Source organism: Paenibacillus sp. FSL H8-0104 (assembly GCF_038050215.1).
Classification (GTDB): Bacteria; Bacillota; Bacilli; order Paenibacillales; family Paenibacillaceae; genus Paenibacillus; species Paenibacillus amylolyticus.
The window spans coordinates 6,925,688-6,944,539 of the sequence record NZ_JBBOTC010000001.1 but is presented as its reverse complement, the minus strand read 5'-3'; the positions used below and the strand labels follow the sequence as shown (position 1 = coordinate 6,944,539).

The following is an 18,852-nucleotide window of genomic DNA, read 5'->3' as shown; positions in this document are numbered from 1 at the left end:
AGATTTCGGGGTGAAAACAAGATGAGCAAGGCCAACGAGGTAGTTGTAACTTCACAAAAGGTTGATAAAAGCCCCTCCAGCTTGAGTATTTTATGGAGGGAGCTTGTCAGAGATAAGGTGGCACTAATCTCGCTCATTTTCTTGGGCTTGGTCATGTTGCTGGTATATGGCACGTCTCTCATTCTGAATCAGGATGATATCGTACGCGTGGATCTGTTTGCCTTATATGAACCACCATCCGCGAAATATTGGCTTGGAACGGACTATGGAGGTCGTGATGTATTTGGCCAACTGGTCATCGGTACACGTAACTCCCTGACCATTGGAATTATCGTAACGTTAATGACTGGCTTCATAGGTATCTTAATTGGCCTTTTATCCGGTTATTTCGGTGGAATGATAGACAACCTGTTTATGCGTGTTGTTGATTTCTTCATGATCCTTCCGATGTTGATGATTGTTATCGCGTTTGTTACGGCAGTACCGAAATACAATATCATCTCGTTCTCTCTAATCATGACGGCATTTCTCTGGATGGGTATCGCCAGGTTGATTCGCTCCAAAGCATTACAGGAACGGGAACTGGATTATGTAAAAGCTTCAAAAACATTGGGCTCATCTCATCTGAAGATTATGCTCTCACAGGTTCTTCCGAATCTGAGTTCCATTATCATCGTAACGATGACATTGAATCTCGCTGCCAACATTGGCCTCGAATCCGGGCTGTCTTTCCTAGGGTTTGGTTTTCCCGAAAGTACGCCTAGTCTTGGAACACTCGTAAGTTATGCACGTAATCCGCAAACCCTGGAGTCCAGATGGTGGATATGGCTACCCGCATCGGTACTGATTCTGGTATTGATGTTGAGTATAAATAATGTCGGTCAAGCCCTAAAGCGTGCGACTGATGCAAGACAAAGAAGAGGTTAAAAAAAGGGAGGAAAGGTTCATGAAAAAGGGATTATTTTCACGGGGACTATTTTTCACGATGATGTTGGTCTTTGTATTGGTGCTCGCAGCATGCTCTGAGAAAGAAGCAGCTACTCCAGCTCCAGCTTCCAACACAGAAGAGGGAAAAACGGAGGAAAAACCTGCTAATGAAGAGGGCGTTTACTCCATTGATGACTTCAACAATGTCAAAACGAATGAGGGTACTGCGATCGAGGGTGGATCGATTACATTCGGACTTGTATCGGATACTGCTTTTGAAGGTACACTGAACTATAACTTCTATTCCGGTAACCCGGATGTTCAGGTACTGCAATGGTTCGATGAGCCATTACTTACATGGGACAAAGACTATGTGTACACCAATGATGGTGCAGCAACATATGAGACATCTGAAGATGGCAAAACGTTCACACTGACCATTCGTGACAACGTAAACTGGCATGATGGCAAGCCGGTAACGGCTGAAGATCTGCAATTTGCTTATGAAGTTATTGGTAACAAAGCGTATGATGGTCCACGTTATGACTCCAACTTTACTAGCATAGTAGGTATGGAAGAATTCCATGCTGGAAAAGCAAAAACAATCTCTGGTATTAAAGTGCTGAGCGACAAACAAATCAGCATTACGTATAAAGAATCCACTCCGTCCCTGCTGACAGGTGGCGTATGGACGTATCCACTGGCTAAACATATCTTCGGCGATATGGATGTAGCAAAAATGTCTTCTTCCAAAGAAGTACGTGAAAAACCAATTGGTTTTGGTCCATTTAAAGTGGATGTAATCACTCCGGGTGAGTCTGTAACTTATGTTAAAAACGAAGACTACTGGCGTGGGGCTCCAAAACTGGACAAAGTGACTCTGAAAGTTATCAACCCGACAACGGTTGTTCAAGAACTGAAATCTGGCGGGGTAGACCTCGTGGATGCATTCCCGACAGATCAATACAAAGATAATGCTAACCTGTCCAACGTAGAATTCCTGGGCGCAATCGATCGTGCTTATACGTACATCGGTTTCAAACTGGGTACGTGGGATGAAGAGAACGGAAAAGTTGTAAGCAATGCCGAAGCAAAAATGGGCGACAAAAAGTTGCGTAAAGCCATGTGGATGGCTGTAGATAACGATCAAGTAGGTAAACGTTTCTATAATGGTCTGCGTTGGAATGCAACAACCCTGATTCCACCGTCTCACCCAGAATTCCATGATTCCAACAATCCGGGTGTAGCATATGATCCAGAAGCAGCGAAAGCATTGCTCGACGAAGCTGGTTACAAACTGGATGGTGAATTCCGTACGAATCCGGATGGAACACCACTCGAAATCAACTTTGTATCCATGACTGGTGGAGACACAGCTGAACCATTGGCTCGTTATTATGTTCAATCATGGGCAGCTATTGGTTTGAAAGTAAATCTGGAAATGGTTGAGTTCAACAGCTTCTATGACCGTGTAGGTAACACAGGTAAAGATGATCCAAACATTGATGTGTATCAAGCAGCATGGGGCGTTGGTATTGACGTAGATCCATCTGGTCTGTATGGCCGCGATGCACTCTACAACTTCTCCAGATTCTCCAGCGAAGAGAATGACAAATTGCTGGCACAAGGTATCTCAGCTGAAGCATTTGATGTAGACAAGCGTAAAGAGATCTACAATCAATGGCAACAATACATGGTAGATGAAGTTCCTGTATTCCCTACACTGTATCGTGCAGTTGTAGCACCCGTTAACAAACGTGTAATGAACTATGCGATTGGTGATGGAACAGGCGTTTACCTGAGCGACCTGCAAGTTAATGCAGACAAAGCAGTTGTAGCTCAGTAACACATTCTTAAATTAGCAGCTGTAAGGATTGGGGTCCTTTAAGAAGCCGGTTGCTAGATTATTAATGAAGAATTCTCCTGGGAAAATGAATAAAAAGTGTCTTTAAAAACATGGATTCTGTACACTCTGGCATGGGTGTATGGGGTTCATGTTTTTTTTGTAACCAAAAAATAAAAAAAATTTAACTTTTTTTCAAAAAAGTGCAGACAAAATGCCTCTTTACTTCGTCTATATAGGTAAGAGGTGATCATCTTATGAAAAAATGGTGGAAACGGGCAGGTATGCTGCTAGCTCTCTTGCTTATTATATATTTGGGTGTGAAACCGGACATGCTGGTAGGCAAACCGGGAATTAAAGCTGAATCTGCGGTACTAATGGATATGAACTCTGAACAGATCTTAATGGATTTTAACGGCTCCGAAGAGATTGCTCCGGCAGGCGTCAGTAAGTTGATGACAGAACTGTTAGTAATGGAGGCCGTGATCAATGGTGATATAGGCTGGAATGATCTTGTTAATGTGAGTCTGTATGCCAGCTCCGTGGGGGGTAGTCAACTGACCCTGAAACAGGGAGAGCAGTTCACCGTTCAGGAGTTGTTCGAGATCGTAGCTGTCTATTCAGCCAATGATGCAGCGGTTGCTCTGGCTGAACATATCAGTGGTACAGAGCAGAAGTTTGTGCAACAGATGAATCAGAAAGCAACTCAGATTGGGCTGTCTGAGGATACACAATTCACGAATTCAACGGGCCTCAGTGAAAAGCTGCTTGGTCCTAACCGTCCAATGGATATACAAGGGCAGACCTTAATGACGGCTATAGATGCATGCAAGCTTGCGCGATATCTGCTGAATAACCATCCCGAAATTTTAAGAATCTCCAGTCAAATGCAAGTATCAATGCACCAAAAAGGGATGTACATGAGTAATACGAACTGGATGTTGTCCTCTATTGGTGGGCCGTATGCTTACGATGGGAATGACGGATTAAAGACCGGGTATGATGAAGATTCTGGATATCATTTTGTGGGGACAGCTGAACGTGATGGGAAAAGACTGATATCAGTTGTATTTGGAACAGATACTCGTGAAGGGCGTTTTGTGGAGACTCGGAAGTTATTCAACTATGGGTTTTCGGGAAACCGAGTCAGACCAGATTATTGAAGCATTACGCAAGCATAGTACGTCAGATAAGATATGAGGGCTGTCCGCAGGTTCGACTGAACCTATGGCAGTTCTATTTTATCGAATCAGAGGTAAATTAAGCCATATAACCATATTATTAAATTGACATATGGTTTTCTTTTGTTTTAAAATGACCAGTGAGTCATTATTGTTCAATTCAGTTTAATATATATGTACCAAACCAACTGTACGATACTGAATTTACGATCTGATCGGGAGGTAACATGTGATGCAAAAACAAATGAAATGGCCGCTAATCCTGTTCGCCATAGGGGTATTTATGGCTGCGCTGGATAACGGGATCATCACCTCTTCACTGACCACCTTAAATGCATCATTTGGTGTGTCGCCAACATGGGGAGCATGGACGATTACGCTTTACACGCTTGGGCTTGCGGTGAGTGTACCTATTGCAGGCAAACTGTCGGACCGTTATGGTCGCAAGAAACTATTTTTGATTGAAGTGGCGTTGTTTGGGATCGGGTCCCTGCTTGTCGCGCTGAGCACATCGTTTACCTTTTTCCTGATTGCTCGTGTCATTCAAGCTTTGGGCGGTGGTGGGATTTTTATCATTGCCAGCTCATATGTATTAAGCAAGTTCCCGGCGGAGCGACAAGGTACAGCCTTGGGTCTGCTGGGAGGGATGAATGGTGTTGCCGCTATCTTGGGACCCAATGTCGGTGCTTTTATACTGGATCTGACTGGCAACTGGCATTGGTTATTCCTGATTAACGTGCCTATCGCCATTCTGCTATTCATAGCAGGTATTCGATTTATTCAGGAAGAGCAGGAACTGAATCGTGCAGCAGTGGACTGGAGCGGTATTGCTGTCCTAACGTTGGGTGTACTCAGTTTAATGTATAGCTTTAGCAATCTGGACGGTGTGAACATGCTTCAAAGCCTGGGATCACCGATGTTCTACGGCTTTTTCTTGGCAGGTGTGATCATTCTGGTGCTCTTTTACTTCATGGAAAAAAGGCTAGAAGGATCTGAACGTGAACCTGTTGTATCGACACAGCTTCTGGGCATTGCGTCCTTTCGCTGGACGCTGTTGATTGCCTTTTTCTCCGGAGCCATTCTGGCCTCGGTGATCTTTATTCCCGGATTTGTTGAGCAATATCTCGGCGTATCCAATACGGCTTCCGGGTACTGGTTTACTCCGCTTGCGCTGGCATCTGGCATCGGGGCAGGTGGAGGTGGATACCTCGTTGACCGCAAAGGGCCGATCTGGACGTTATCGGTTGCGGGGCTGTTATCTGCCATTGGATTCCTGCTGTTCCCGCTATGGGTGGAGCATATCTGGCAATTTGTCATCGCGATTACACTCGTAGGTATCGGTTTCGGCATGATGCTTGGTGCGCCAGTTAACGTACTTGTCACGGAACAGGCGGGGGAGAACAACAAAGGCATCGCGGTAGCGACCAGTTCGTTATTCCGCCAGATGGCGATGGCTATTGCACCTACGATTTTCGCTGGATTCCTGGCACGTTCTTTCATTAATCTGGGGTCCAACATTCAGGCAGGATTCGCTGACAAAGGAATTCAGGTGCCTCCGGAGATGCTGGAGCAATATGCATCGGGTGGAGCAGCAGGGAGTGATGTCTCCAGTCTGACAGAGGGCCTGTCCCAGATTCCTGATGAAGGCATCCGTGATGTGTTGCTCCAGGCAGTGCATCAAACGACAGGGCAGGGTTATAATGGCCTTTTCTGGTCTGCGGTGGTATTCAGTGTGCTTACGCTGGTAGCTGCGCTTATAACGGGACGTCTGCGTCAAAAAGAGAAAAGCCAACATGTGGAAAGTATATCCACAAACTGATTCGATAACGTTAGAAATGAAGAGAACAGTGTACCTTTTGTAGCTAAAAAGGAGTCGCTGTTCTTTTCAATTTAACCGGATTGTAACTTTTCTTGCTCTCGCAATGATTACAATAGAACGAGCGTAAGCGGTGTCTTGATTCCAGAGAGAGAAAACTTCAGAGAACACCGAGTCACAAGACATCTCAGACGTTTAATTGGTATTATGGATTATCATTTCGATAGTGAAGAAGGAATCGATGGATGAAAAGCAGAACTAAGGATAAGAAGAAGAAAAGAAGAAAAGGCCTATATATAACGCTCGTTTCGCTTGTTGTTTTGTTAATCGGAGGGTATTTGTTCCGTCAGCAGCTGGCTGTAGCGGCATTTGATCTGTTTCTCGCCGGTTCGGTAGAAGATCAGTTATCCCGCTCTTATGTACCGCAAGAAGGCAACAACACGCCTGATCCAACGGTATACCGTAAGGAACCATTCTCCGTGTTACTGCTCGGTTCGGACAAACGCGCCTATGAGAAGACGCGTGGACGTTCGGATACCGTCATCTATGCTGTAGTACGTCCGAAGGAATCCCGTGTGCTTCTGGTATCCATTCCACGTGATACGTATGTGCAGATTGTAGGACGGGATGCCAACAAGGACGGCGAAGATGATTATGATAAGCTGGCGCATGCCTATGCTTTTGGTGGGGAGAATATGTCCATCAATACCGTGGAGAAATTTCTTGATGCTGATGTGGGTTATTATGCAACGATCAACTTCGACGGAATCAAAAAAGTGGTTGATGCGCTTGGTGGTGTAAAACTGCCAATCGATGAGGACATTGTGAACAAGAATCCGGATCACGTGCAATTCACGATTGAAGGTGGTAAGCCGATCTATGACGGGCAGGAAGCACTGTATTATGTAAGATACCGTGAGGATAGCGATTTTAATCGTACCAAGCGGCAGCAGATTTTCCTGAACGCGATGGCGAATGAGATGCTGAATTTGAATCAAATCGCCAAAATTCCGGAATTGATTCAGATCATGGGAGACAGCTTCCAGACGGATATGCGAGCATCTTTCATTATTGATCTGGCCAAACAAGTGCTTACTCAGGAGAAACCGCAGATTTCAAGCTTCACCATTCTGGGTGAGGGGATGAAAAAAGACGGTATCTATTATGGTCAGGCTGACGAGAAAGATGTCCAATATGCCAAAGAGCTGATTAACAACTGGATGGATCAATCGACCCCAGCCGGTGAAGTCATGATCCCTGACCGGCAAAAGATTGAATAACCAATTCCATACCAATGATGTGTTGTAGACCACAATCAGCAGTACGTTTATTCGCGGGCTGCTGTTTTTTTTCTTTGTATTGAGAACTATTATCCTTTTGGAACATCCTGCGTTCTGATCCGTATAATATAAGTTGAGCGAGATAAGTTGAACGAAGAAATTCACAAGGAGGATACACAAGGGTATGAACATCGCATTTTTTTTGCTACCCAAACAAGAGGTTACGTGCGTGACGTCGGATTCTACGCTGCGGCAAACGTTGGAACGGATGGAATATCATCGTTTTACGGCGGTACCCATTTTGAATAAAGAGGGCAAATATATTGGTACGGTTACCGAAGGCGACTTACTGTGGTATATGAAGAATGCCGAGGGAAAGATTTCATTTGAAAACGCTTCAAAGTTCTTGCTCAAAGATGTTCCCCTTCGCTTGGATATTAAACCTGTATCCATTAACGCCAACATGGAGGACCTGATTAATCTGGCTAAAGTTCAGAACTTTGTTCCTGTGGTCGATGATATGGATCGGTTCATCGGTATTGTCAGACGGAGTCAGATTATTGAGTACTGCGAGGGCATTGTAGCCAAAGAATCGATCAAGGCTAAGTAAGGCTGTTACGAATTTAAACATTATTGTGTCATGAGGGATAATCACAGCCGTCCGGTATCATGTTAAACTTAAGAAGTCCTGAACCAGGGGCGCATTCGAAGTTTTTTACAAATATATAGGTCGATAGGATGTACGGAGGACTCCGCATAAGTACCTGACATCAGTTTCGGAGAACTTCTCCGTTTTTTGGGGTAATTTTGCGGGCCCTCTTTTTATGCTATAATCGAGAATAAAGCTTTTTCGGGGGAGAGTGACTTTCGCCAATATGCCTAAAGAACTGGATGTAGCCAAACGCGCTAAAGTGATTGAATGGCTGAAAACCGAAGTGCTTGATCAGGTATCCCGATTATTCAAGGCGTTATGGGAAGGCAGTACAACTCGAATCGGGGACAGTCTTGCCAGTTTGATTATGAGTAGTTACATATTGGGCCGCAGGCTCGGTATTCCTTTCAAGGATCTGGATGCACTGCTAGTTGAGAAGTTGAAAAAGCATAAACAGGAAGGTCACCAGCTTGAAGACTGGTACCAGGATATTTCCGCGCTAGAAGATCATATGCGTAAGAGGTGAATTTGTTGAAATTTAGCTTTAAATCAGCTGTTTGGAGCGCAGTCTATCTGCTCTTGCTACTTTCGCTGTTAACTCCTTTATCGGTACTTGCCATATTTTTTATGATGATTCCGGGAGTTATTTTGTATGCTTCATTATCTTTAAAATCATTTATATGGCATCTCGTTCCAGTAGCCGTTATTTTGGTCGTATTCCACCCCATCTATCTGTTACTACTGCTCATCTTCACCCTGCCTGCAATCGTTATGGGTCACGCGTATAAAACACGCAAATCGGCCCTGTTCGCCCTGATGGCGGGAAGTGGCATGATGTTGGCAGAATACTTGTTGTTGCTCTTGGTCGGCAGTGTCATTTTCCAATTCGACCTGTCCAGTTATATTGAAGATGTGGTCAAATTGACCATTGAACCGTTAACCAATACATCGAATCAGATGATCAACGGATTTGCATGGACACCTGAGATGACCGAGGATGTTGCCAAACAAACACAGCTTATGATTCCGTTTGCTCTCGTTGTCACGTCTATGGTAATGGCCTTCATTACACACGCCATTGCTCGTCCGATTCTGAACGTGATGGGTGTGGTGGTATCGAAGCTTCCACCAGCGAGAGAATGGCGTATGCCGCGTGCGTTGATCTGGTATTATTTCCTTGCACTGTTGATCGAAGTGATCTCCAGACAAAGTGATGGAACATACTGGACCATGATTGCCATGAATCTGTCGCCGCTAATTAATCTGGGCTTCATGATTCAAGCGATCGGTTTCTTCTTCTTTCTCTCACATACAAAGAAATGGAATCCGGTTATACCATATTTCCTGGCGGCAGCGGTCTTCTTCATTGGTCCGCTTCGGATTATCGGAATTATCGATCTGGCGTTCCCGCTTCGTGAGGCAATATCGAAATCAAAACGATAGGGTGATGAGTCATGCCTAAATTTCTGAAGAAACGCTGGCACGGCTACTATACCGTATGGGCGTTCATACTGCTGCTGTTGCTCGTTATGTTCGTTACCATTTATAACTGGACGCTTGGTTTGATTAGTCTGATACTGGCTTCGGCGCTGGGAATCGTCATGATTAAGGCGGAGCTCGCGTTCCGCCGTGAGCTTAACGACTACATTAATGGCCTTTCTATTCGGATCAAACGGATGGAGGGGGAAGCGGTCAGCATGCTTCCATTCGGAATTGTGCTGTACAGCGAAGATCGTACGGTAGAGTGGCATAACCGCTTTGTCGCGGAGATGTTCCAGGAGAAGACAATGGTGGGTAATCCGCTACTTAATTTGTTTCCCAAACTTCCCCAGCCTAAAGAGAAGAAGGATGGGACGAAGGAACATTCATCCAAGGAGTTGCATGACGAATTCCAGTTGGATGATCGGCATTATGGAGTTATTCATAACCCGCAGGAGCGGTATGTATATGTATACGAGATTACGGAGCTAGCCATTCTTCGTGATAAATATGAAAATGAACGCCTTGCATTGGGAATTCTCGTTCTGGATAATCTGGACGAGGCTGCCCAAGGCATGGACGATCAACAGCGTACAGCACTGATTGCCCGTGTGACTAGCGAGATTACGTCATGGGCCAAGCGGTACGAAGTGTACCTGCGCCGTCTGTCTTCTGATCGTTATCTGTTGATGCTGAATCATAAGTCTTTGCAGGAGCTGGAGCAGAGCCGATTTGTCATATTGGATGAAGTTCGGGAGATGACTGCTGACCTCAAAGTGCCAATGACACTCAGTGTTGGACTGGCGTTTGGATCGGATAGCATCAGTGAGATGGGAGAACTGGCACAGTCCAGTCTGGACATGGCACTTGGACGTGGTGGTGATCAGGCTGCCGTGAAGTCCGGACAACGCCTGTCTTTCTATGGCGGCAAGTCTAACGCAGTGGAGAAGCGGACACGGGTAAGAGCCCGCGTTATTGCGCACGCGCTGCGTGATCTCATGCAGGAGAGCGACCGGGTGCTCATCATGGGGCACAAAATTCCGGATATGGACGCGATCGGCGCATCCATCGGAGTGTGGAAAGCGGCCAGTCTGTACAATGTGGAAGCCCGAATTGTACTGGATGGAATTAATCCATCAATTGAACGTATGATGGAGCAAGTGAACAAGGACGAGAAGTTGTCCAAAGCATTTGTATCACCGGAACAGGCAACCCAGATGATGACCGAGCACACGTTGCTGGTGGTGGTGGATACACATAAGGCATCCATGACCATGGAGCCGAAACTGGTACAGTCTGCTACCCGCGTGGTAGTTGTGGATCATCACCGCCGGGGCGAAGAGTTCATCAATGACGCAGTGTTGATCTATCTGGAGCCTTATGCGTCCTCTGCTGCCGAATTGGTAACCGAACTCTTGCAATACATTCATGATAAGGTACAATTCACTCCGCTAGAAGCTACGGCTCTACTTGCCGGGATTACGGTGGATACGAAGCATTTTGCACTGCACACGGGGTCCAGAACGTTCGAAGCGGCAGGCTTCTTGCGCCGTAGCGGTGCGGACACCATTATGATCCAGCGGTTGATGAAAGAGGATCTGTCAGAATATATTGCTAAGGCAGAAATCATAAAGCATGCTAAAATGGTATATGGAAACATTGCGCTGGCGGTCACAGACCCTGGTAGCAAGATTTCACAGATGATGATCGCCCAGGTGGCGGATACATTGCTGAACATGACTGATGTGGTCGCTTCATTTGTGATTAGTGAGCGTCCGGATGGACTGATTGGCATCAGCGCGAGATCGCTGGGGCGCATGAATGTCCAAGTTGTCATGGAACGACTGGGCGGTGGCGGACATTTGACGAATGCTGCCGTGCAGCTTGAAGGAACGCTTGGAGAGGCAGAAAAACGGCTGACGAACGTACTGGCTGAAATCGAAAAGGAAGAGGGGCTGTTCGAATGAAAGTCATTTTTATAAAAGATATGAAGGGTCAAGGCAAGAAAGGGCAAGTGAAAGAAGTATCTGAGGGTTACGCACAGAACTTCCTATTGCCACGGGGAATCGCACGTCTGGCAACAGACGGCAACATGAAGACGCTGGACAACCAGAAGGCGGCTGAAGAAAGACTCAAACAGGAAGAGAAAGTGGAAGCGGAAGCACTTGCGAAAAAGCTGGAAGCAGAAGTAACTGAACTGAAAGCCAAGTCCGGCGAAGGTGGTCGTCTGTTCGGCGCCATTACTAGCAAACAGATCGCAGAAGCTTTGTCTAAAAAGGGTCTGAAAGTAGACAAACGCAAAATTGAGCTGGACGAGCCTATTCGTACACTCGGCGTAACACAAGTAACTGTCAAGGTTCACCCTGAAGTGAAGGCAACCTTGAAGGTACAGGTAACGGAAGAGTAAGATGGGCGGAGAAATGTTATTCGACCGGATTCCCCCGCAGAACCTGGAAGCCGAACAGGCCGTGCTGGGTGCAATCCTGTTGCAGGGCGAGGCCCTGATTACAGCGATGGAACGGGTGCAAACCGAGGATTTCTATGATAAACCCCATCAATTAATCTTTGAAGCGATGATCCAGCTTGGTGAGGGAAATCAACCGATTGACCTTGTTACACTGACTTCGCTTCTGAAGGATAAAGGTGAGTTGGAGGACATCGGGGGCGTTAGTTATCTGGCTAAGCTAGCCCATGGTGTACCTACAGCCGCGAACGTAGACTATTACGCTCAGATTATCGAAGAGAAATCGATGCTGCGTCGCCTGATTCGTACGGCAACACAGATCGTGAGCGAAGGATATACAGGCGGAGAAGATGTTGCAGCGATGCTCGGAGAAGCTGAACGTCGCATTCTGGAGATCTCCAACCGTCGCTCCAGTAGTGGTTTTATAGCCATACAGGACGTACTGATGGAAGTATTCGATCGTGTGGAAACACTTCATCAGAATAAGGGTACAACGACAGGTATTCCGTCCGGGTTTATCGATCTGGACAAGATGACTGCCGGATTCCAGCGCAGTGACTTGATCATTGTAGCGGCCCGTCCTTCCGTAGGTAAGACGGCCTTCGCCCTGAATATCGCTCAGAACGTAGCCATTCGGGCCCAGGAGACGGTAGCCATCTTCAGTCTGGAGATGTCAGCTGCCCAGCTGGTGCAACGTATGATCTGTGCGGAAGCCAACCTGGATGCCAGCGTAATGCGTATGGGTGACTTCAAGGGTGATGAAGACTGGCAGAAGCTGACGATGGGTATTGCAGCTTTGTCAGAAGCCAACATCTTCATAGATGATACGCCAGGGATTACCGTAGCGGATATTCGTGCCAAATGCCGTCGTCTGAAGAAAGAGAAAGGCCTTGGCATGATCCTGATCGACTATCTTCAACTGATTAGTGGACGTGGTAAAGCAGGGGAGAACCGTCAACAAGAGGTATCCGAGATCTCACGTACACTGAAACAGATTGGCCGGGAACTGGAAGTTCCGGTTATTGCCTTGTCCCAGCTGAGCCGGGGTGTAGAGCAACGTCAGGACAAACGTCCGATGATGAGTGACTTGCGGGAATCGGGTTCGATCGAGCAAGATGCCGACATCGTAGCGTTCCTGTACCGGGATGACTACTATAACCAGGAGACCGAGAAGAAAAATATTATCGAGATCATTATCGCTAAACAGCGTAACGGTCCGGTAGGTACGGTGGAACTGGTCTTCCTGAAAAACTTTAATAAATTCGTCAATTACGAGAGGGCGCACAATGACGCCTTCGCGATGTAACGGGCAGGTGCTGACGACTTCGATCAAGAAGCCAGAATCGTCTGTCCCGAAGATCAACCATTAGAGCAACTGAACGCAAACATGTGTTATAAATACCAGATATAGATTCACATTGAAATGGGTATCCTTGAACCGGTGATAGCAGTCAAGCAAGCTTGGACTGAAGTCTCCGGTTTTTTGTGTTGAAATAATGGGTAAATCCCGAACATTACGGTTGTACTATATCTAATTGTTCGCCATTTGATTTGACTTTGAAAAAGGGTACTGGTACACTAATACTGCTGCGTTAAAGCAGCGCAAACCTTCCCTTGAATGTAACGGAAGGACATTTTTACTGTCCGTTAGCACGCTTCTCAGTCGGTTTATTGCGTAACATGCCTGCCGGGATAGAGGACGGACAGACCAATACAAAGGTGCGCAAGGCACCCACGGAGGAATGTTAACTATGTCAACGGTAGTTGTAGTGGGAACGCAATGGGGAGACGAAGGAAAAGGTAAAATCACGGATTATTTGGCGGAGAGCGCTGATGTGGTGGCTCGTTATCAAGGTGGTAACAATGCGGGTCATACAATTCTGATTGATAACAAAAAATATAAACTGACGATGATTCCATCAGGGATTTTCTACACGGATAAAGCGTGTGTGATTGGTAACGGAATGGTTATCAACCCGAAGGCACTCATCGAAGAAATTAACTATATTCATGACAATGATTTTACAACGAAGAACCTGTCCATCAGTGAGCGCGCACATATCATCCTGCCATATCACATGGTATTGGATGCACTGGAAGAAGAGAGCAAAGGTCCGAACAAAATTGGTACAACTGGCAAAGGAATTGGCCCATGTTACATGGACAAATCAGCCCGTATTGGTATTCGGATGGTTGACCTGCTAGATGCTGAAGACTTCGAACTGAAACTGCGTCATCTGGTCAAAGAAAAGAACCGTGTCATCGAGCAAGTCTATGGCGGCCAGCCTGTTGATGTGGAAGAGATTCTGCAAGATTACCTCGGATATGCTGAAATTCTGCGTCCTTACGTACGTGATACATCGGTTGTTCTGAACGAATATATTGATGAGGACAAAAAAGTATTGTTTGAAGGTGCACAAGGCGTTATGTTGGACCTTGATCAAGGAACTTATCCATTTGTTACATCATCCAATCCGTCCGCAGGTGGCGTATGTATCGGTTCTGGCGTAGGCCCGGCTCGTATTCAACAAGTCATTGGGGTAGCGAAAGCTTACACAACCCGTGTAGGAGATGGCCCATTCCCTACGGAATTGCATGATGCAATCGGTGACCAAATCCGTGAGACTGGACATGAGTACGGTACGGTAACTGGACGTCCACGTCGTGTAGGTTGGTTCGATAGTGTTGTTGTTCGCCACGCGCGTCGTGTCAGTGGAATCACAGGTCTGTCCCTGAACTCTCTGGACGTAATGACAGGTCTGGAAACCGTAAAAATCTGCACAGGATACAAATTCCGCGGCGAGGTCATCACACACTATCCGGCAAGCCTCAAAATGCTGGCAGAATGTGAAGCGGTATACGAAGAGATGCCAGGCTGGAGCGAAGATATCACTGGAGCGAAGAAACTTGAAGACCTGCCAGTGAACACACAGAATTATGTAAAACGTGTTTCCGAACTGACAGGCATTCCAATTGCCATCTTCTCAGTTGGTCGTAACCGTGAGCAAACAAATCAAGTTCTTCCAATCTACGAGTAATCGAAGAAATAGAGAGATTGTTTCTTGAATTATAAAATAGGATCCTCTGCCGACTTAGGCATGTTGAGCCTCCAGTTGTTGCTTTTATAGCGATGACTGGAGGTTTTTTGTATTTTTTTCGGATATAATCCCGAGATTTCCGTCAATACTGGTTAACAGTAGAGTCACAGACCCCAGCATGCGTATGCTAGACGGGTGGGATAATCGGAGGGAGAGAACGGAATGAAGTTGCTTGTGTGGTTTGTTAAAATCGTGCTAACCGTGTTGCTGGTCAGTTCACTGACACTGCTCACGACCGGATTAATTGTACAGTCATATGCGAAGTCGCTACTCGCGAGTTTCAATATTCAGTGGGAGGGTCAACCCATGGGGTTAACCGCCATGTTCCAAGGTGCCTTGGGTGGTAAAACCAGCGAGGGTAATAAATCAGGAAATGGGACGACAGATCAGCCGACAGGAGCGGACGAAGAGCAGGTTCCGGAAGATGCTGTTTCAGTTATGGGGAATGGAACGGAGAGCGGTCAATCTGGCGTAGATGCAGGCAACAATGCGTCCCAAGGAAGTGGCTCAGGCGAGGGCACAGGGGAAGGTTCAGGTACAGATACGACCGTAGGATCAAACTCAGGCACAAGTGCAGGCAATGGGACGGATACGGGCACGGTTAATGACTCAGGAACAGATCAGGGTAGTGGTTCGGCTTCAGGCAATGGAACCGGAGCGGCCAGCGGCGGTGCTTCTTCAGGCAATGATGCCATTGTTGTATCACCGGATGACATTACAGGAGCGAAGGACAAGCTGCCAGCAGAGGAGAAAGAAAAAATCTTTAGCCTGCTCATGAATAAGCTTCCACAGAAGGAAATGCAACAGATCTCAGGTGCCATGGAAGGTGGCCTAACGGAACAGGAATTACGTGAGATTGAACAGGTGATCTCGAAGTACCTGACCAGTGAAGAGTACGACAACCTGATGGAAGTACTGCAAACAGAATAGGATGATAGGCAGGCAGGGAAGACAGGTGTGCTCATAGACGTATCGCCTGATTCATAATGTAATGGACTTGTCGAGGATGATTGAATATAATTTATTTATATAAATTCTGGAAATGCCTGTAGGAGGGAAAAGTGTATGAAATATAAAGGTAAAGAACACGACATATAAAAACGTTCAGGCAACATTGCAGAAACCTCCAGTCCAATTCGTGGACCTCCGTTCATGGGTGCTTTCAAGAGATCCGATGGACTTGTGTTTATGAATACACTAATTGGAGGTTGTATTGAACATGAACTTATATCATTCTAATTCAGAACCATCAGTAAAAGAGTTTGCCGAGGCGACGAAAGAGCGATACGAGCAAGGGCTGCAAGAGGCGGACCAGCCGTTTAGTGGCTGGGATTTTAGCTATGTAACAGGGAGTGGGCGACTCCAGAGCGGAATGTTGCCTTGGTCATATGGAACAATGGCGCGCCGATTGTTGAATCAAACAGAACGAATGCTCGACATGGGGACTGGTGGAGGAGAGATGTTGTCCAGACTCCATCCCCTTCCTCCATACACATGTGCGACCGAAGGCTATCTCCCCAATATACCGATTGCAGAGGAACGTTTACAGCCGCTCGGTGTGAAGGTGTTTCCGGTGACTGATGATTCGCATCTTCCTTTCGCAGAAGGGGAATTTGATCTGATTCTTAATCGACATGAGTCGTATGATGAGCAGGAAGTTAGGCGGATTCTATCGGTAGGGGGACTGTTTCTTACTCAGCAGGTAGGTTGGTCAGATTGCCGGGAGATCAATGATCGGCTCGGCATTCCTATGCCAGCGGATTACGCTGGATGGGAGCTGGATCGTGCTGTTCTTCAGCTGGAACAGTGTGGATTCCGTATTCTAGAGCAACGGGAAGCAACTCCCGCGCAGCGTTTCTATGATATAGGGGCACTGGTATATTATCTAAAGACCATACCGTGGCAAGTACCTGATTTCAAAGTGGAATATTTCTGTGAGCCGTTAATGGATATTCATATGGAGATGGAGCACAATGGATTCTGGGAAGTACAGCAGAAGCGATTTGTAATTCTTGCAGTCAAAGAATAGAGACATAAAAGTTAATTTCTATTGTGGCATGAGATGAAATCCAGTTTAAGATAAACCACAAACAGGTTGTTTACGTAATCCCTTATCAGAGTTGATCTGGTGAGGGATTTTATATGTATTTTTATGAAAAATAAAGCATATTTCACTGGGTCTTAGAACCTAGTCTTAATTTGCGAACAAAAGTACATAGTACAGCGGATGTTGAGGCATAATGGGTGATGGACCAGCCGTACTATCTTATGGATAATTCAGGGAAAGCAAGCGGGGCGTGGCTTTGCGGTGTGACGTGTAGAGTTGAAATGAGTGTAAAACCTGTGTTAAAGTATACGGGTGTGATAAAAGGTTAAAATTTTGACACTTTTACGAGCGCAGCTAAAGTCCTGATTTTGCGGACACCCAATACAAGTATCAACGAGCATGGGACAGACACGATGGGTGATGTCTTGACAGAAATGCGAACTGAGAAGTGCTGAAAAGGAGAGAATCATGAAAGGTTTCAGAGGCATACGCCAACCGGGCAAAGACCGGGTACACGAACAATCCGGGGAACACCGGACGGCCGAAGACAAAAACAACATGAGCATGTCCACCTTCAGTGTGAATAAGAAGCGCGTTCTGGCCTCGCGCAAATGGATCATTACAGCAGCATGTGGTGTATTCATCGCAGCATCGCTTGGGTTCGCAGGCAAACAATATGTTACTGCAAACACCGTACCGTACTATAAAGTAATGGTTAAAGGTAGCGAGATGGGTACCATTGCAGATGAGGCACAATTACAACAACTATTTACAGACAAAACTGAGGAATATCAACATAAATATCCGGATGCAGAGATGGTGCTGAACACGGATGGCATCACAACCGAAACGGTAAGAGCGTACAAACCTGAAGTGAACAGTGACGAGACGCTGGACAAACTGGGTGACATGCTGACAGCCTACGCCAAAGGTGTGGAGCTCAAGGTAGACGGTGAAATCATTGGTATTGTGAAGGATCAGGCAACAGCTGATGCAATCCTGGAACAAGTGCAGAGTAAATACATATCGGCATCGGCTGTGCGAAGTTCGCTTAAGACGAAGTCGGTATCGGCTAATTCCTCGAAGAAAGACGAGGGGCCAAGCACAACCCTGAAGTCGGTAGGCATCAAGGAAGATGTAGCGACAGATGTGGTGAAGGCTGATCCAAACAAAATATGGGATGTGTCCGAGGCGGTTAAAGCTTTAACCGTTGGTAAAGACGCGCCTGTAACTTATGTGGTTCGTGAAGGAGATACAATCTCTTCGATCGCTGCCAAGTATGAAATTACACAAAGCGAGATTCGCCAGCATAATCCGGGCATCAAGGAAACGTCACTTCAAATCGGAGACGAACTGACCTTGACTGTTCCAAAACCGGCGGTAACCGTTAAATCGGTTGAGCAGGTTGTTGAACAGATTGAGATCAAACCACAAGTGGAAGTGCGCAAAAGTGCCGAGTTGAAAGCTGGTACAACAAAAGTCGTGCGCCCAGGACAAAGTGGCTTGAAAAGCATGCAGTACCGTATAACGAAAGAAAATGGTGAAGTGGTTCAGGAAGAGTGGCTTGGTCAGGAAGTGATTAAAGCAGCTGTAACTGAAGTAGTCCTTAGCGGAACAAAAGTTGTTGGTGAGGGCACAGGTGAATTTGCTTGGCCGGTATCAAATGCAACGATGAGTAGCAGCTTTGGACAACGTTGGGGTCGCCAGCACAAAGGTGTCGATCTGGTAGGTAACCGCGATGTGAAAGCGTCTGATGAGGGTGTAATTACTTTTGCAGGACAGAAAAGCGGTTATGGTAATGTCATCATTATTAACCACCGTAACGGATACGAAACACTGTATGGACATTTGAACAGCATTGGCGTTAAGGTTGGACAAGTGGTTGAAAAAGGCGAGAGTATCGGCGTTATGGGCAACACGGGTCGTTCGACTGGAACACATCTGCATTTTGAGATTATTAAGAATGGAACGGTAGAAAATCCGTTAACGTATTTGAACTAATATAGAGCTTAAGTGGAGCAAGGTTAGCTATAATGCTGGCCTTGTTTTTTGCTGCTGTAAAAAA

At 46.2% G+C, this 18,852-nt stretch carries 15 protein-coding genes; all 15 read left to right on the top strand.

Annotated elements, in window-relative coordinates:
* The first annotated feature begins 21 nt into the window (after positions 1–21).
* Entirely contained in the window at positions 22–927 is a 906-nt protein-coding gene (locus NST38_RS30390; protein ID WP_036611941.1) for an ABC transporter permease, read from the top strand.
* A gap of 19 nt (positions 928–946) precedes the next feature.
* Entirely contained in the window at positions 947–2,773 is a 1,827-nt protein-coding gene (locus tag NST38_RS30385; protein WP_076252184.1) for an oligopeptide ABC transporter substrate-binding protein, read from the top strand.
* Between the two features lie 254 nt (positions 2,774–3,027).
* Positions 3,028–3,933: a D-alanyl-D-alanine carboxypeptidase family protein gene (locus NST38_RS30380; protein WP_076252182.1), complete on the top strand. Its 906-nt coding sequence runs from the start codon at positions 3,028–3,030 to the stop codon at positions 3,931–3,933.
* Positions 3,934–4,183: 250 nt separating this feature from the next.
* The gene (locus NST38_RS30375; protein WP_076252180.1) at positions 4,184–5,770 is read left to right on the top strand and encodes an MFS transporter; all 1,587 of its coding nucleotides are present in this window, start codon (positions 4,184–4,186) and stop codon (positions 5,768–5,770) included.
* 242 nt (positions 5,771–6,012) lie between these two features.
* A complete protein-coding gene (locus NST38_RS30370) occupies positions 6,013–7,047 on the top strand; it encodes an LCP family protein (RefSeq protein WP_036671869.1) in 1,035 nt (344 codons plus the stop codon).
* Between the two features lie 184 nt (positions 7,048–7,231).
* Positions 7,232–7,657, top strand: a complete 426-nt coding sequence (locus NST38_RS30365) for a CBS domain-containing protein (RefSeq protein ID WP_017691444.1) — start codon at positions 7,232–7,234, stop codon at positions 7,655–7,657.
* 265 nt (positions 7,658–7,922) lie between these two features.
* Positions 7,923–8,225 (top strand): MazG-like family protein, encoded by a 303-nt coding sequence (locus NST38_RS30360; RefSeq protein ID WP_017691445.1) that lies wholly within the window; start codon positions 7,923–7,925, stop codon positions 8,223–8,225.
* A 5-nt stretch (positions 8,226–8,230) separates the two neighbouring features.
* Positions 8,231–9,142 carry a DUF2232 domain-containing protein gene (locus NST38_RS30355; protein WP_036612044.1) on the top strand — a complete coding sequence of 304 codons (912 nt, stop codon included), beginning with the start codon at positions 8,231–8,233 and terminating at the stop codon, positions 9,140–9,142.
* A gap of 11 nt (positions 9,143–9,153) precedes the next feature.
* The gene (locus NST38_RS30350) at positions 9,154–11,145 is read left to right on the top strand and encodes a DHH family phosphoesterase (protein ID WP_076252179.1); all 1,992 of its coding nucleotides are present in this window, start codon (positions 9,154–9,156) and stop codon (positions 11,143–11,145) included.
* A complete protein-coding gene (gene rplI, locus NST38_RS30345; protein WP_076252177.1) occupies positions 11,142–11,585 on the top strand; it encodes a 50S ribosomal protein L9 in 444 nt (147 codons plus the stop codon). The genes NST38_RS30350 and rplI overlap by 4 nt, the downstream gene beginning before the upstream one ends.
* A gap of 1 nt (position 11,586) precedes the next feature.
* Positions 11,587–12,948: a replicative DNA helicase gene (gene dnaB / locus NST38_RS30340; protein ID WP_036611922.1), complete on the top strand. Its 1,362-nt coding sequence runs from the start codon at positions 11,587–11,589 to the stop codon at positions 12,946–12,948.
* Positions 12,949–13,393: 445 nt separating this feature from the next.
* Complete coding sequence (locus NST38_RS30335) at positions 13,394–14,680, top strand: adenylosuccinate synthase (RefSeq protein ID WP_036671866.1); 1,287 nt, start codon at positions 13,394–13,396, stop codon at positions 14,678–14,680.
* Positions 14,681–14,902: 222 nt separating this feature from the next.
* Positions 14,903–15,670, top strand: coding sequence for a hypothetical protein (locus NST38_RS30330; RefSeq protein WP_076252175.1), 768 nt, complete (start codon positions 14,903–14,905; stop codon positions 15,668–15,670).
* A gap of 289 nt (positions 15,671–15,959) precedes the next feature.
* Positions 15,960–16,769 (top strand): class I SAM-dependent methyltransferase, encoded by an 810-nt coding sequence (locus tag NST38_RS30325; RefSeq protein WP_256720066.1) that lies wholly within the window; start codon positions 15,960–15,962, stop codon positions 16,767–16,769.
* Positions 16,770–17,255: 486 nt separating this feature from the next.
* Positions 17,256–18,788, top strand: coding sequence for a peptidoglycan DD-metalloendopeptidase family protein (locus tag NST38_RS30320; RefSeq protein WP_101313489.1), 1,533 nt, complete (start codon positions 17,256–17,258; stop codon positions 18,786–18,788).
* Positions 18,789–18,852: the final 64 nt, after the last annotated feature.

What these genes read in the sequence shown, in the direction of transcription:
- NST38_RS30360 (WP_017691445.1), top strand. Translation starts at nt 7,923, where the DNA reads ATGCCTAAAGAACTGGATGTAGCCAAACGCGCTAAAGTGATTGAATGG.
- NST38_RS30375 (WP_076252180.1), top strand. Translation starts at nt 4,184, where the DNA reads ATGCAAAAACAAATGAAATGGCCGCTAATCCTGTTCGCCATAGGGGTA.
- NST38_RS30365 (WP_017691444.1), top strand. Translation starts at nt 7,232, where the DNA reads ATGAACATCGCATTTTTTTTGCTACCCAAACAAGAGGTTACGTGCGTG.
- NST38_RS30370 (WP_036671869.1), top strand. Translation starts at nt 6,013, where the DNA reads ATGAAAAGCAGAACTAAGGATAAGAAGAAGAAAAGAAGAAAAGGCCTA.
- NST38_RS30385 (WP_076252184.1), top strand. Translation starts at nt 947, where the DNA reads ATGAAAAAGGGATTATTTTCACGGGGACTATTTTTCACGATGATGTTG.
- rplI (WP_076252177.1), top strand. Translation starts at nt 11,142, where the DNA reads ATGAAAGTCATTTTTATAAAAGATATGAAGGGTCAAGGCAAGAAAGGG.
- NST38_RS30390 (WP_036611941.1), top strand. Translation starts at nt 22, where the DNA reads ATGAGCAAGGCCAACGAGGTAGTTGTAACTTCACAAAAGGTTGATAAA.
- NST38_RS30335 (WP_036671866.1), top strand. Translation starts at nt 13,394, where the DNA reads ATGTCAACGGTAGTTGTAGTGGGAACGCAATGGGGAGACGAAGGAAAA.
- NST38_RS30325 (WP_256720066.1), top strand. Translation starts at nt 15,960, where the DNA reads ATGAACTTATATCATTCTAATTCAGAACCATCAGTAAAAGAGTTTGCC.
- dnaB (WP_036611922.1), top strand. Translation starts at nt 11,587, where the DNA reads ATGGGCGGAGAAATGTTATTCGACCGGATTCCCCCGCAGAACCTGGAA.
- NST38_RS30320 (WP_101313489.1), top strand. Translation starts at nt 17,256, where the DNA reads ATGAAAGGTTTCAGAGGCATACGCCAACCGGGCAAAGACCGGGTACAC.
- NST38_RS30350 (WP_076252179.1), top strand. Translation starts at nt 9,154, where the DNA reads ATGCCTAAATTTCTGAAGAAACGCTGGCACGGCTACTATACCGTATGG.
- NST38_RS30330 (WP_076252175.1), top strand. Translation starts at nt 14,903, where the DNA reads ATGAAGTTGCTTGTGTGGTTTGTTAAAATCGTGCTAACCGTGTTGCTG.
- NST38_RS30380 (WP_076252182.1), top strand. Translation starts at nt 3,028, where the DNA reads ATGAAAAAATGGTGGAAACGGGCAGGTATGCTGCTAGCTCTCTTGCTT.